16 protein-coding genes and 1 pseudogene are annotated in these 13,739 nt (G+C 68.7%); 11 read left to right on the plus strand and 6 right to left on the minus strand.

Translation table 11 applies throughout. The features are described 5' to 3' along the window. Positions 1–15: 15 nt before the first annotated feature. The 5 genes from ACYVLQ_RS19825 (at position 16) to ACYVLQ_RS19845 (ending at position 4,362) form a co-directional block, all read left to right on the plus strand. Positions 16–360, plus strand: a complete 345-nt coding sequence (locus tag ACYVLQ_RS19825) for an ArsR/SmtB family transcription factor (protein WP_460698992.1) — start codon at positions 16–18, stop codon at positions 358–360. Further along, entirely contained in the window at positions 350–826 is a 477-nt protein-coding gene (locus tag ACYVLQ_RS19830) for an SRPBCC domain-containing protein (protein WP_460698993.1), read from the plus strand. The genes ACYVLQ_RS19825 and ACYVLQ_RS19830 overlap by 11 nt, the downstream gene beginning before the upstream one ends. Positions 827–1,478: 652 nt before the next feature. Next, complete coding sequence (locus ACYVLQ_RS19835; RefSeq protein WP_460698994.1) at positions 1,479–2,042, plus strand: hypothetical protein; 564 nt, start codon at positions 1,479–1,481, stop codon at positions 2,040–2,042. Positions 2,043–2,318: 276 nt separating this feature from the next. Further along, positions 2,319–3,710, plus strand: coding sequence for a DUF4328 domain-containing protein (locus tag ACYVLQ_RS19840; protein ID WP_460698995.1), 1,392 nt, complete (start codon positions 2,319–2,321; stop codon positions 3,708–3,710). A 19-nt stretch (positions 3,711–3,729) separates the two neighbouring features. After that, positions 3,730–4,362, plus strand: a complete 633-nt coding sequence (locus tag ACYVLQ_RS19845; protein WP_460698996.1) for an LppU/SCO3897 family protein — start codon at positions 3,730–3,732, stop codon at positions 4,360–4,362. A 19-nt stretch (positions 4,363–4,381) separates the two neighbouring features. Here the strand turns inward: ACYVLQ_RS19845 and ACYVLQ_RS19850 are convergent, their stop codons facing one another. Then, entirely contained in the window at positions 4,382–4,525 is a 144-nt protein-coding gene (locus tag ACYVLQ_RS19850) for a hypothetical protein (RefSeq protein WP_460698997.1), read from the minus strand. A 94-nt stretch (positions 4,526–4,619) separates the two neighbouring features. Here ACYVLQ_RS19850 and ACYVLQ_RS19855 point away from each other — a divergent pair, with 94 nt between their 5' ends. Then, positions 4,620–6,026 carry an aspartate ammonia-lyase gene (locus ACYVLQ_RS19855; protein WP_460698998.1) on the plus strand — a complete coding sequence of 469 codons (1,407 nt, stop codon included), beginning with the start codon at positions 4,620–4,622 and terminating at the stop codon, positions 6,024–6,026. Here ACYVLQ_RS19855 and ACYVLQ_RS19860 read toward each other — a convergent pair. Then, positions 6,023–6,787, minus strand: a complete 765-nt coding sequence (locus ACYVLQ_RS19860; protein WP_460698999.1) for a MerR family transcriptional regulator — start codon at positions 6,785–6,787, stop codon at positions 6,023–6,025. The genes ACYVLQ_RS19855 and ACYVLQ_RS19860 overlap by 4 nt on opposite strands. A gap of 323 nt (positions 6,788–7,110) precedes the next feature. On the opposite strand from ACYVLQ_RS19860, the gene ACYVLQ_RS19865 reads away from it, so the two are divergent. From ACYVLQ_RS19865 to ACYVLQ_RS19880, 4 genes and pseudogenes are all read left to right on the plus strand, one after another. Beyond that, positions 7,111–7,248 carry a hypothetical protein gene (locus ACYVLQ_RS19865; protein ID WP_460699000.1) on the plus strand — a complete coding sequence of 46 codons (138 nt, stop codon included), beginning with the start codon at positions 7,111–7,113 and terminating at the stop codon, positions 7,246–7,248. A gap of 11 nt (positions 7,249–7,259) precedes the next feature. Further along, complete coding sequence (locus ACYVLQ_RS19870; RefSeq protein ID WP_460699001.1) at positions 7,260–8,087, plus strand: BON domain-containing protein; 828 nt, start codon at positions 7,260–7,262, stop codon at positions 8,085–8,087. A gap of 30 nt (positions 8,088–8,117) precedes the next feature. Then, on the plus strand, positions 8,118–8,861 hold the full coding sequence (locus ACYVLQ_RS19875; RefSeq protein WP_460699002.1) for a metallophosphoesterase family protein: 744 nt from the start codon (positions 8,118–8,120) through the stop codon (positions 8,859–8,861). A gap of 80 nt (positions 8,862–8,941) precedes the next feature. Beyond that, a pseudogene (locus ACYVLQ_RS19880) lies at positions 8,942–9,115 on the plus strand (winged helix-turn-helix transcriptional regulator); the annotation flags it as partial. A gap of 112 nt (positions 9,116–9,227) precedes the next feature. Here the strand turns inward: ACYVLQ_RS19880 and ACYVLQ_RS19885 are convergent. Beyond that, positions 9,228–9,380, minus strand: coding sequence for a winged helix-turn-helix transcriptional regulator (locus tag ACYVLQ_RS19885; protein ID WP_460699059.1), 153 nt, complete (start codon positions 9,378–9,380; stop codon positions 9,228–9,230). A 344-nt stretch (positions 9,381–9,724) separates the two neighbouring features. Here ACYVLQ_RS19885 and ACYVLQ_RS19890 point away from each other — a divergent pair, with 344 nt between their 5' ends. Then, complete coding sequence (locus tag ACYVLQ_RS19890) at positions 9,725–9,910, plus strand: alpha/beta fold hydrolase (protein WP_460699003.1); 186 nt, start codon at positions 9,725–9,727, stop codon at positions 9,908–9,910. Here the strand turns inward: ACYVLQ_RS19890 and ACYVLQ_RS19895 are convergent. From ACYVLQ_RS19895 to ACYVLQ_RS19905, 3 genes are all read right to left on the minus strand, one after another. Next, positions 9,899–10,261 (minus strand): hypothetical protein, encoded by a 363-nt coding sequence (locus ACYVLQ_RS19895; protein WP_460699004.1) that lies wholly within the window; start codon positions 10,259–10,261, stop codon positions 9,899–9,901. The genes ACYVLQ_RS19890 and ACYVLQ_RS19895 overlap by 12 nt on opposite strands. Before the next feature lie 245 nt (positions 10,262–10,506). Continuing rightward, positions 10,507–10,989, minus strand: coding sequence for a MarR family winged helix-turn-helix transcriptional regulator (locus tag ACYVLQ_RS19900; RefSeq protein ID WP_460699005.1), 483 nt, complete (start codon positions 10,987–10,989; stop codon positions 10,507–10,509). A 58-nt stretch (positions 10,990–11,047) separates the two neighbouring features. Beyond that, entirely contained in the window at positions 11,048–13,726 is a 2,679-nt protein-coding gene (locus ACYVLQ_RS19905; protein WP_460699006.1) for a fumarate reductase/succinate dehydrogenase flavoprotein subunit, read from the minus strand. Positions 13,727–13,739: the final 13 nt, after the last annotated feature.

Raw genomic sequence — 13,739 nt, forward strand, 5'->3', positions numbered from 1 at the left:
CTAATACTTAGCCTTATGGCAAAGTATTCGGAGGCGTTGGACGGGGTGTTCGCGGCTCTCGCAGACCCGAACCGCCGCGCGGTGGTCCGCCGACTCGGATCCGGCCCGGCCAGCGTCGGCGAGCTGGCCGAATCGGCTCCGATCACGCTGCCATCGTTCATGAAACACATTCGGGTCCTGGAGACCAGCGGCCTCATCCGAACGGTCAAGACCGGTCGGGTACGCCGATGCGAACTCGATCACGAAAGGTTCGCGCTGGTCGACGACTGGCTGGCCGAACAGCGCCGGATCTGGGAATCCCGGACCGACAGGCTCGAACAGTTCCTCACCACGAACAAGGAGTCCCCCGATGAATCCTGATCTGGACCTCACCCTCCACCGTGTCATCCGCGCGCCGCGGCGGAGCGTCTGGGAAGCCTGGACCGACGCCTCCAGTTTGGCGCAATGGTTGCTCCCCGCACCCACCCGATGCCGTATCGAGCGGCTCGAGGTCCGCCCCGCGGGTGCGTTCGTCACCGCGATGAGCGACGACGGCGAACAATTCGTCCCGCACCTGGACGCCTGCTTCCTGGTGGTCGAAGAGCACGAGCGACTGGTTTTCACCAACGCCCTGGACAGCGACTGGCGCCCGGCCACACCCGCTCCCGTCCCGATGACCGCCGAAATCGCCCTGAGCGACCACCCCGACGGCACCGACTACCGCATCCTCGTCCGGCACGGCGACCCGGCCGCACGAGCCCGCCATGAAGAACTGGGATTTCACGAAGGATGGGGAGCCATCACCACCCAGCTCGCCGAGTTCGCCGAGAACACGGTCCGGACATGAACATGGGGATGAAGACAGCCCGCCGGAAGACCCGGCGGGCTGTCGACAGCATGGCCCCTCATCGGACCTGTGCGTTATTCAGCGGAGAAGCTCGAGAGCCCACCGAAGCCGCTGAAGATGTCGCCGAACGCACTCAGCAGGTCGCCGAGGCTGCCCAGGTCCACTGAACCCATTGTCACTCCATTCGTTTCGAACCTGCGGCATGTATTTCCCGGAATCGTGGGGAACCATCGCTCAGCTACTCCAATTCGAATATTTGCCGAAAATGCGGCCCGCACACCACAATTCGGACTCGTACAGGTCGGCGCGCCGATCCCCCGGTGGTCCCACCGCAGACTCCTCCGCACCCACCGTTGGCGATTTCACCGATTCCCCCGGCCTACGCTCACGGCGTCCCGGCCGGGATCGTGCCAGCGGCAGCGCGCAATCCCCACGGCATCTATGATCGCCAGATAGTTGCCTGAATCCGATCAGGTTTCGGTTCGATCTCGCCGAGGCGACATCGGCAGTCCGGGTTGTACGCTTCGATCGCAGGTCATTAGTACTGCGAGGTAAGAGATCCCGAGAGGCGGATCGTCTGTCGAGAGTTTGCGGTCGATTTCCGGGCGGTGCCCGCGATGGACGCATCCGATTCGGTAGCGAGGAGGCAGACATGGGAATTCTCAACGCCCCGACCAGGGCCGAACAGCAGCACGAACCCGCCGACCAGCACGAGCCGCACTACCTCGCATGGCTGTCCGGCAGCGAGACCGCCTTCGCGACCTTCTTCGAGTACGACGCCCCGCGCGTCGCGGCCCTCGATGACCCGTGGACCCTCGCGGGATTGCAGACCGCCATAGCCACCGCACGGCAGACGTTCCCCGATCACCGCGCCGTAATCGCCCCGGGAAACCGATCGGCGATAGACAGGTTCGGACGCTTCGTGGGCGAGGTGTTCGTGCGCCAGTTCGAAGGATATTGGTGCAATGTGCCCGACAACGCGCCCGTCGGCGTGAATTTCTGGCCCACGGTCGAATGCAGCGGATACCTCGCCTGCATCACACCGCGCAGCCAACTCGAGATCGCCATCGTCGAAGGCCGCGTCACCGACCTCTCGGCCGACGCCAACGGAATTCTCACCAGCCTGTTCAACAATGTCCGGCGCAGCTACTGGACCTGGGTCACCGCCGGTCGCCCCTCGGCTACCGCGTGGGCGACAGCCAAACTCGCCAGTTAGCGACCGAACGGGCGCTCCGCCGACGCCCACTGTCGGGCCCTGAGGCACGCCTCGGCGTAGATCTGATTCACCCCGTCATTATTCGCTCACCCATCGCTGCGAGAACCGGGGCGGTATCCGGCCGCGACACCGCACCCGGACATCGAGCGCTGCTCGGACCCAACCTTTCGGCCCCGCGACGGGTCTACACCCACATGCGGATGCCGTAACTGCACGAACGAACGCGTGGCGCTGGAAGAAATCACCGCCGCCGTTGCAACCGAAGGGAATCGAGCCATGTCGATGGGGCGGGGCGCTGTGTTCGCGCACGACGGCCGGGGTGTACGTCCGTTCGGGATGCTGGGCGTCTCCGTGATCGTCCTGATCGCGGGCGCGGCGGTCACGCAGTTCGTCAGCGTGATCATGGACTGGACCGCCCTCGTGGATTTCGAGCGAAACTGGGAACGATCGGACGGGACGAGCAGGGAGTGGAACCACCACGGCTGGGTACGAGGCGTCGGGCTATCGCTGCAGTTCGCCGCGGGAATCGCCTTGCTGGCCTGGTTGTGGCGGGCGCGGCGCAATGCCGAGTCGCTGTGCGCCGCCCGGCACCGGCTCCCCGTCGGCTGGGTGATCGGCGCCTGGGTGTGCCCGGTGGTCAATCTCTGGTTCCCCCACATGATCGTCGCCGACGTGATCCGCGCGAGCGATCCGCGAACGCCGACGGACGCGGTGGACCTGCGTGGCCGCCCGGCGGGCGTGCGGGTCACCGTGTGGTGGATGTCCGTGCTCGCCGGTCTCGTGCTCACACTCGTGACACTCGTATTGAGTTTGCCGTCGCCGAGGGTGGAGAGAACCGGCGACTACCTCGTCTACGCGACCGCCCCGGTGGGCGGGTTCGGCCTCATCGTGGCGGAGCTGATCCAGCTGGCCGTGCTGTCAGCGGGCGCGACGCTCCTCGGCGCCATCGTCATCCAGGTACAACGCTGGCAGGAGACGCGTGCGATCGTCCCGGCCGCCGCAACGCCCCCATACGATGGCGGTCCACGCCCGCAGCCGAATCCGGACATTCTCTCGGGATCGCCGCCGTCGGCGACGCCGAGCGTCCCGGACGGCCCCGAGCGGGGCGACCGCATCGTCGCCGTCGTGGCCGGTGTTTTCATGGCGATCCTGGTGGCCGGTGCGGTCCCGGTCGTGCTCCTCGGTCACTCCGACGAATCCGAGCGCCCGGCGGCCGCCGACACCCCGCAACCCGCAACCTCCCCGCCCGCACGAGCGCGGGCGCCGTGGGGCCCAATGCAGTTGGCGGCGGACAAGTTCCCCAACCTGGTCCCCACCTCGCAGACGGTGGCCGACGGCTACCGGGGCGCCGCCTGCCGCGTCGACACCAGCGACCTCACCACACTCGCGTGCGACTACCCACCGGGCGGCGTCTTCGAGCCGAGCTTCGAAATCTACTGTTTCAGCCACGGCCAGGACATGAGCGACCTCTCCGGCGACATCCTCGTCGACCGACTGCAGCGCCCGTCCGGAACCGTCGATATCTGGCGCCGCGAGTACGGCTACCGGGATCCCATGATCATCATCACGTTCGAGAACAGACAGCAGAACATGTGCCACATCTTTTCGGACGCGCCACCCGATCGAGAGGCTGAGCACATTCAATGGTGGCGTTCCGCGCCTCTGTGAGATCGCCGTAAGGAACGAAATGATCAACCTACGTCAACGAAAAGCCCACCTCGCGGCGGCATCGATCGCCCTGATCGCGGTCGCGGGCGGATGTTCCGATTCCGACCCCCTCGCGCGCCCCGAGCAGACGCCGACATCCGCGGTGCAGAAGACCTCCGCGGCACCGAATCTGGTGGAGAAGGGCGACTGCGTGTACGACAACGGAACCGACTACACCGAGGCGCCCTGCGGCAGCTCGGCCTCCACTTACATTGCCCTCGAACGGCTTCCGGGCGATCAGGCCGACTGCCGTCCGGTGCCCGGCGTCTATTACACCTACGTCGACAACACCACGCCCAGCCCCGCGAAGGTCTGCCTGGGTTTCAAGGACATCGCCCCGGCGGACGGCATCAATATCGCCCAGCCCGGCGATTGCATGCTGGTACCGGCCGGAGGCAAATCCGCCCGGCGCGTTCCGTGTACCGCACCGGACGCGTATCGAATCGTGGACCGCCGCGAGCGCAGTGTCGTCACCAACAGCACCTGCCACGACGTTCCCGGCGCCCGCAGGGCGTACGGCTGGCGACTCAAGATGACCGGGCCGTTCGCCTTGGACGACCCCAGCGGCGCGCCCAAGGTGTACGACGTCGTCCTGTGTATCGCACCGGCCTGATCGCTCACGGCCGCGCGATTCATCGGGAACCGATCAACTCCAGGGTCGCGTCCAGGACGGCGCTCGACACCGGCCCCTCGTCGGCGAACCGACGCCAGTCGACCGTGGCCCGCCAATCGTGGCCGCGGCACATGGTGGGCAGTGCGATCGAGTGGATGGACACACATTGCCGTATTCTATGTGCCATCATTTGATGGTATCGTACGTCGAGCGATGACATCGACTCCCCGCCGCACCGGCACCGCGAAGGACGCCTCATGAGCTACCGCGCCGAACACGACCTGTTGGGTGAGAAGAAGATTCCGGCCGATGCTCACTGGGGCATCCATACCGCGCGGGCCCGGGAGAACTTCCCGATCACCGGCGTCACGATCGCCGCGTACCCGCACTTGATCACGGCGCTGGCCGCGGTGAAGGAGGCGGCCGCGCGCGCCAACGCCGAACTCGGCCTGCTCGCGCCCGATATCGCCGAGGCGATCATCGCCGCCTGCGCCGATATCCGTTCCGGCGCACTCCACGACCATTTCATCGTCGACGTGATGCAGGGCGGCGCGGGCACCTCGACGAATATGAACGCCAACGAGGTGATCGCCAACCGCGCCCTGGAGCGACTCGGTCACGACAAGGGCGACTACGCCCGCATCCACCCCAACGAGCACGTCAACCTCGGGCAGTCCACCAACGACGCCTATCCGAGCGCGGTGCGGCTGGCCACCATCGGCGCGCTGCGCGAGCTGTCGGCGGCGATGGAGGTCCTGCGCACCGAATACCGGAACAAGGCAGCGGAATTCGGCGACATGCTGAAGATGGGCCGCACCCAACTGCAGGACGCGGTGCCGATGACCCTGGGGCAGGAGTTCGGCACCTACGCGGTCATGCTCGGTGAGGACCGGCAGCGCCTGGACGAGGCGGCCACGCTGCTGCACGAGATCAATCTCGGCGCCACCGCCATCGGCACCGGCCTGAACGCGGCGCCCGGATACGCCGAGGCCGCCTGCCGTCACCTGCGCGAGATCACCGGCGTGCCGGTGCAGACCTCCGTCGACCTGGTCGAGGCCACCCAGGACTGCGGCGCCTTCGTGCACCTGTCCGGCGTGCTCAAACGGATCGCGGTGAAATTGTCCAAGGGCTGCAACGATCTCCGGCTGCTCGCCTCGGGGCCGCGGGCCGGGCTCAACGAGATCAATCTGCCGCCCGTGCAGGCCGGATCGTCGATCATGCCCGGCAAGATCAATCCGGTGATCCCGGAGGTGGTCAATCAGATCGCGTTCCGGGTGATCGGCAACGATCTCACCGTCACGATGGCCGCGGAGGCGGGCCAGTTGCAGCTCAACGCCTTCGAGCCGGTCATTCTGCACTCGCTCGGCGAGAGCATCACCCAGTTGCGGTCGGGCTGCCTGGTGCTGGCGCGGCGCTGCATCGCTGGGATCACCGCCAACCCGGAGGTCATGCGCGGCTATGTCGACAATTCGATCGGCCTGGTGACCGCCCTCAACCCGGCCATCGGCTATCACGCCGCGACCCGAATCGCCAAGGAGGCGTTGGCATCCGGACGCGGGGTCGCCGAACTCGTGCTCGAACAGGGACTGCTCCCCGCCGACGAGCTGGAGCGGCTGCTGCGGCCGGAAGCGGTCGCGCACCCGGGCATGATCCCGGTCGACTAGGGATCAGGTGTTCGAGCCCGGCCGGGCGGCAAGTCGTCGAGATCGCGCGTCACGAGGTAGTTCAGGTGCCGCCCGACGAACTCGTCGATCAGCCCGGTCGCGATGCGGCCGGGCCCGGTGCGCGCGTCGGTCAGGCGCTCGGCGAGCCGGTCGACGTCCTCCGGCGTGCGACCCGACCGCTGGAAGGGCCGCACGATGGACCGTTCGAAGAGATCGACGAACCTCCGAGCGATGTGGTCGCAGTCGGCCCGCAGCCGCTCGACCTCGCCGACCGCCTCGCACACCGATACGCCGTCGCCGATCAGTTGCTCGAGCAGCTCCGCCACCGCGCCGTTGGCGACCCGGTAGGTCGTGGCATCGACCGGTTCGTAGATGCCCGCCGCGACCACCCGGCGCAGACCGTCGGGCGCGTCGTCGACCAACCGCGCGAGATCGGTTGCGGCGATGCGCTTCTCGGATTCCGGGCGGGCCGCACGCGCCGCCTCCGCCCGGGACGCGGCCACGCCGAGGACGTCGACCAGATCGTCGCCGCGGTCCCACGCCTCGAGCAGGCCGCGGACGCCGTTGAGGGTGATCCCGCGCTCGAGCAACCGGCCGATGACGCGTACCCGGTTGAGGTGTTCCGCGCCGTAGAACCCGGTGCGGCCCCGCATCTCCGGGGGCGGCAGCAGGCCGCGAACGCTGTAGTCACGCAGCGTCCGCACCGTCAGACCGGACGCCTCCGCCAGCGAGCTGATGGTGAACTCTGCCCCTGCCGCCATATCTCCCCGGACCGCCACACCGGATTCGCGGCGGGCCGCTCCTCCTCCCACGGTGTGCCATCAACCAGCGTAATATTACATCATTTGATGGCAAATTCCGGGGCGACGTCCGCGTGTGAGGGCCCTGCTGCCGGGTAGTCGCGGAGTATGACCACTACCGCACGCACACCTCGCGACCGTGTCGGCGCTCCGGTGCGGGCGATCGTGACAGGGCCCGATTCGGGCATCGGCGCGGCGACCGCCACCGTTCTCGGTCGCGGCGGTGGTCGCCTTCCTGGCCCGGGAACGACTCACCGACGACCGTTGGAGGCAGGTGGATTCCGATGGAACTACTGCTGATTCTGGTGGCGATACCAGTACTCGTGGTGATCGTGCTCATCCAGCGTCGACGCTCGAAAACCGTTGCGCGCGAGCAGGACCAGATCACGGGCAACGAAGGCAGCCGCAAGGCGGACAGCTGAGGGTCCCCGGTATGGCTCAGACGATCGATCAGTTGCTGCAGACCCTCACCCGGGTCGCGAACACCCTGCACGACAGCGGGGTTCCGTTCGCGGTCGCGGGCGGGTGCGCCGTGTACGCGCGCGGTGGCCCGGCCTCGGATCACGATGTCGACATCTTCGTCAAACCCGCCGATGTCGGCCGGGCCCGCCGGTCGCTCGCCGCCGCCGGGCTGCGCCTGTGCGATCCGGCCGAGGACTGGCTCACCAAGGTGTACGACGGAGACACCCTGGTGGACCTCATCTTTCGGCCCAACTACCGCGCGGTCACCGACGAGTTCCTGGGCCGGGCGAGCTGGATGCGGGTCGGACCGACGGCCGCACCGGTGGTCAGCGCGACCGATCTGATGGTCGACAAGCTCATGGTGCTCGACCCGCACCGGCTGGACTTCACCGTGCTGCTGCGCATCGCGCGTGACCTGCGGGAGCAGGTGGACTGGCCGCGCGTGCGGGAGGAGACCGCGATGTCGCCGTACGCGCGGGCCTTTCTGGGTCTGGTCGATGATCTCGGCATCGGCAACCAAGGAGACATGATGACCGACCAACACGACAGCGACCTGCTGCCGCAGTACCTGGTGGCGAACCTGCGCCGCGCCTTCGCGGAGGACCCGCGCACCGCCGAACTCGGTGTGCACGTGACGATTCGCGGCGATGTCGTGGTGCTCAGCGGCGAGGTCGCCAGCGCGCGGTGCCGCGAGCAACTGCAGGACGTCGTGCGCGAACACGTGCCGAAGCTCCGCGTGCACAACGACGTTCGCGTCACCAGCAGTGCCGCGCCGGCCGACCGCGAACACCTGGACTGATGCGCGACCCGGAAAACAGGAGGCTCGACCATGCGTATCGCCGCCGTCGGGGACATCCACTACGGCCCCGAGTCGGCCGGGACTCTGCGCCCGGCCCTGGACGAACTTCCCGGCTGTGCCGATGTGCTGCTGCTCGCGGGCGATCTCACCCGGCACGGAACTGTCGACGAGGCACGCGCCGTCGCAACGGAATTCGAAGACCTGCCGGTGCCGGTGATCGCCGTGCTGGGCAATCACGACCATCACAGCGATGCCCAGGCCGAGGTCGCCGCGCTGCTCACCGACCACGGCCTCACCATGCTGGAGGGCGCCGCCGCCACCGTGACAATCGACGGGCACACCCTCGGCGTGGCGGGCACCAAGGGCTTCGGGGGCGGCTTCGCGGGCAAGTGCGCCAGCGTCTTCGGAGAGCGGGTGATGCGCGAATTCGCCTTGCATACAGTGGGTCTCGCGCAGTCGCTGCGGGCGGCCCTGGCGAGTCTGGACACCGATGTGCGAGTCGCCCTCACGCACTACTCCCCGGTCAGCGACACCCTGCACGGCGAACCGCGCGAGATCTACCCCTTCCTCGGCTCGTACCTGCTCGGCGAGGCGATCGACGACTGCGCGGTGGACCTGGCCCTGCACGGCCACGCGCACGCGGGCATCGAGAGCGGCACCACCCCGGGCGGCGTCCGGGTCCGCAACGTCGCCCAGCCGGTCATCCACCAGGCCTTCGCGGTCTACGAACTCGATGCCGGGCACGCCGAGGACGCCCGCGCCCGCAGCGCGTAGTCCGCTACGGCCACAAGGCATTACCGGATCCGGTCACGTGAGCGCCGAGTACGCGCGCTCGTAAATGGGGCCCGCGCGTCATGGAGGAGATCCACGACGGCCGTCACCGCTTCCACGAACTCCATCGCGCCGTCGAGGGCATCAGCTACAAGGTGCTCACCCGGACGCTGCGAGAACCCGAGTACCACGCACTGGTGAGCCGATACGACCACCACACCGCCAACCCGCGCGTCGACAACCGCCTCACCGAGGCCGGAACCGCGCTCGTCGAGACGATCCACGAACTGTGCGGCTGGTCACGAACGCACCTGAACGACTGCTCGCCGCACCGATCCACCGCCCCGGCCACGGACCCCGGTCTCGACCTCACCCGCGACCGACCTGGTCGTCGATCTCGGCCATATGTTCTTCCGCCCAGGCGCGCAGAGCCGACAGGGGGACCTCGAGCGAAAGGCCGAGGTCGGTGAGGCGGTAGTGGACTCGGGGCGGGACCGTCGGCTCCACGCGGCGCGCGATCACACGTGGCGACTGTGGGAGCCCGTCATCGGGGCGCTCGCGCCGCGGCACCGGGTCCTCGCGCCCGATCTGCGCGGGCTCGGGGCAGCGAGCGGGCGAGTTCGGGATACGACAGTGCGAACCTGGCCCGCGACGCCGAGGCTGTCCTCGACGCGCTGGGCGAGCCCGCCGCCGACGTCGTGGCGATGGATCTCGGCGCTCCCGTGGCCTTCCTGCTGGCGATGCGACGGCCCGCACGAGTGCGCCGGGCTCGTCGTGATGGAGGCCGTGCTCGGCGGGCTCCCGGGGGCCGAAGAGTTCCTCGCGGCCGGGCCGCCCTGGTGGTTCGGATTCCACGCCGTACGCGGATGCCCACGCTGGCACTCGGCTCCCATCCGGTCGGCGCTGCCCTCGCCCGCCAGCTGCGCCCCCTGGCCGACGACCTGGCCAGCCACATCATCCCCGACTGCGGCCACATCATCCCTCTCGACCGCCCGGCGGCGCTGCTCCCCCCGCTGTCGAAATTCCTCGCGCCCGAAGGGTTACCCCGGTGATCGCCGCGGCGGCATCCGGTCCCCGGGGCCGGGTGCGGCGGCGGAGGTCAGCTCCAGGACCCGCCGGGCGACGTCGTCGAGCTGGCCGGGCAGATGTACGGCGCGCACGGCGCCCACGAAGTAGTCCAGTTGCGCTCCGTCGGATCCGCGGACCTCGCAGATGTACCAGTGCCACGCCGACAGCGCCGCCGCGTCGGTGAACTCTCGGGCACAGCGGATCGCCAGCTCGGACAGTGCGGCGGCTACCTGGTGCGGGGTACCGGCATTACCGATCTGCCACCACGCACGGCTGACACTGTCCGGCTGCGAGATCGTCACCTCATAGGTGAGCAACTCCGTAGCATCCGCCACCCCTAGAACATACCGAACATCTGGCAAACAGTCATCTGGACCAACCACGAATGGTTGAGAGCGTGTACTTCCGGGCTCACGTCAAGGTCCGTACGAGGTGTCGACGATGTCCACGAGGATTCATCACCGTTCACTCGATACCCAAATGGAGCACGCGTCGACGCTGTGATCGCTCCCAGCCGGGCATACCGCAGCGTCGCGCACCCTTGTGAGATGTAGCAATCCGGTAGCGAATGACCGGTCGCTCAGTGGGCGAGTTCCTCGGCGGATTCGTGCCCGGCGGCGCGGGTGCGCCGCAGGAAATCGGCGATCACCTCGAGTTCCGCCGTGGAGTAGCGGCCGCACAGATCGTCCATCCTGCCGTTCATACCCGAGAACACCTCGTGCAGCTCGGCATTGCGTTCTCGCACGGCCCGCAGTGTGACCGCCCGCCGGTCGGTGGAGTCCGGCTCGCGCTCGCGCATGATCCAGCCGCCCCGCTGCAGCCGGTCCAGGATGCCGGTCAGGGTGGCCGGGTGCAGACCGGCGCGGCGGGACAGCTCGGTCGGCGACATCGGCCCGTGCCGATTGATCAGATCCAGGCATGTCCAGTCGACATCGCGAACCTCCACCCGGCCGCCGAACCGCCGATTCAGCAACGACAGCTGAATGTTCAACTCCCGCAACGCATCCTTGACCTCCACCGTCAGCTTCCGCCGACGCCGCGCCGCGCCGCGATCGCCGCCCACCTCGTACACCTCCGCCCAAGGACCCGACTCGTATGATTCTCATAATATACGGGCTGGGTCAGGTCAGGGCGCGACGGGCGTAGGCTCGGACGTCGGCGTCGGTGTCGTCGAGGGCCCGGCGCAGCGCCGTTCGCGCGGCCTCGTCGTGCGGCCACGCGCCGAGCGTCAGGACGGCCGCCTTGCGAACGTCCGGGTGGGTGTCGGTCAGCGCCGCGCCCAGGGCGTCGGCCGGGCCCAGGGCCGCCCAGCCGCGGGCCGCGCCCACGCGCACCTGCCAGGCCGAATCGTCCAGCGCCGCTGTGAGAGTCGCGGTGTCGCCGGTGTCGCCGAGGGTGGCCAGCGCGGCCAGCGCGGCCGCGCGCACCAGCGGATCCCGGTCCGCGGTGAGGGCGCGCACGGTCGCGGCGCCGCCGCGGCCGATCGTGGCCAGACCGTGCGCGGCCGCGATGCGCACCTCGCGGTTCTCGTCGTGCGCGGCCGTGGTCAGTGCCCGCCAGTCGTCCAGGGAGACCAGCGCCCGCACGCCCTCGATCCGCACGCGGTGATCGGTGTCGACTACCGCCTTGCCGAACAGGTCGGGTTCCCCGGATCTGGTGGCGCGCAGCAGGTCCACGACCGCCGCGCGCACGAGGGGATCGGACGAATCCGCGAACGTCGCCAAACCGTTTGTGGCGGGCAGGATTTCGACGAGTTCGCGCAGGCCGGAGACCGCCGCGGCGCGCACCGAGGGCTCCGCGTCGCCCAGTGCGTCGATCAAGCGGTCCGCGAAGCCGTTCGGGGTCTCCTCGGTCAGCACCGACAGGGCGGTGGCGCGCACCCGCGGCTCGCTGTCGTCGAGGTACGGCGCCAGGTCGCCGGTGGTCGGGCCGTCCAGCGCGAGCAGGGCCGCAATCCGCGGCGCCGCGGCGTCTTTCGTCCCCGCCGCGGCGTCGGCCGTCCGGCGCGAGGTCGGCGCCTCGGACCCGCCCGTCCGCGGCGGCCCGGTGACGATGTCGGGTTGGGCCACCGCCCGCTCCGCCCCGGTGGACGGCACCCCGGCGAATTCGGGCACCGGCACGAAATACGGCGCCACCGGACGCTGCACGAACTCCATCTCCTCGGCGGCCTTGCGCAGGTTCAGGTGGTAGCGCCACTCCGCATCGTCGCGCTGCGGCAGGTCGGCACGTTCGTGGTAGAGGCCCCAGCGGGATTCGGTACGGGTCAGCGACGAGCGCGCCGCCATCTCCGCGCAGTCGCGAATGAAGCTCACCTCCAGGCAGCGCATCAGTTCGTGCGGGGTGGCCGCGCCCATGCCGCCGATCTCCTCGCGCATGCGCTCGAAGGTCTCGACGGCCAGCGAGAGCTTGGTGGCCGTCTTCGGCGGCGCCACATAGTCGTTGACGAACCGGCGCAGCTTGTACTCCACCTGCGGCTGCGGCGGGCCGTCCGGGTTGCGCAGCGGCCGATAGACCAGCGCGTGCGCGTCCTCGAGCTGATCGAGGGGAGGGTCTTGTGGCGCGGGCACAGTCGCGAGTGTCGAGGCGGCGTGCTCACCGGCCAGGTCGCCGTAGACGAACGCGCCGATCATGTAGTTGTGCGGCACGCAGGCGAGGTCCCCCGCCGCGTACAGCCCCGGCACGGTCGTGCGGGCGTGTTCGTCCACCCACACCCCGGAGGCGGAATGCCCGCCGCACAGCCCGATTTCGGAGATGTGCATCTCGATGTCGTGGGTGCGGTAGTCGTGTCCGCGATTGGCGTGGAAGGTGCCGCGGGTGGGCCGCTCGGTGGTGTGCAGGATGCCCTCGAGCGCCGACAGCGTCTCGTCGGGCAGGTGCGAGACCTTGAGGTAGATGGGCCCGCGCGCGGATTCGATCTCCCGCTTGACCTCGGCCATCATCTGACCGGACCAGTAGTCGGAATCGACGAAACGCTCGCCCTGCGCGTTCACCTGGTATCCGCCGAACGGGTTGGCCACGTACGCGCAGGCCGGTCCGTTGTAATCCTTGATGAGCGGGTTGATCTGGAAGCACTCGATACCCGACAGCTCCGCGCCCGCGTGATAGGCCATCGCGTAACCGTCCCCCGCGTTGGTCGGATTCTCGTAGGTGCCGTACAGGTAGCCGGAGGCGGGCAGGCCCAGCCGCCCGCAGGCGCCGGTCGCCAGGATCACCGCCTTCGCGCCGACGGCGACGAATTCCCCGGTGCGCGTGTGCAATGCGGCGGCCCCGACCGCGCGGCCGCCGTCGGTGAGCACCCGGACCGGCATCAGCCGGTTCTCGATGCGGATCCGCTCCCGCATCTTCCGTTGCCGCAGCACCCGGTACAGCGCCTTCTTGACATCCTTGCCCTCGGGCATGGGCAGCACGTACGACCCGGAGCGGTGTACCCGGCGCACCGCGTATTCGCCGTAGGCGTCCTTCTCGAATTTCACGCCGTAGCGCTCCAGCCGCTGCACCATCGCGAAACCGCGCGTCGCGGTCTGATAGACGGTGCGCTGGTTGACGATTCCGTCGTTGGCACGGGTGATCTCGGCGACGTAGTCCTCGGGTTCGGCCTTGCCCGGGATGACGGCGTTGTTGACGCCGTCCATGCCCATAGCCAGCGCACCGGAATGCCGGACGTGCGCCTTCTCCAGCAGCAGCACGTTCGCGCCGTGCTCGGCGGCGGTGAGCGCGGCCATGGTGCCCGCGGTGCCGCCGCCGACGACCAGCACGTCACAGTCGAGGCGGGTGGTTTCGGACAGGTCGGGAATATGCATCAGCACAACGCTC

The sequence above is a fragment of the Nocardia thraciensis genome (assembly GCF_054782435.1).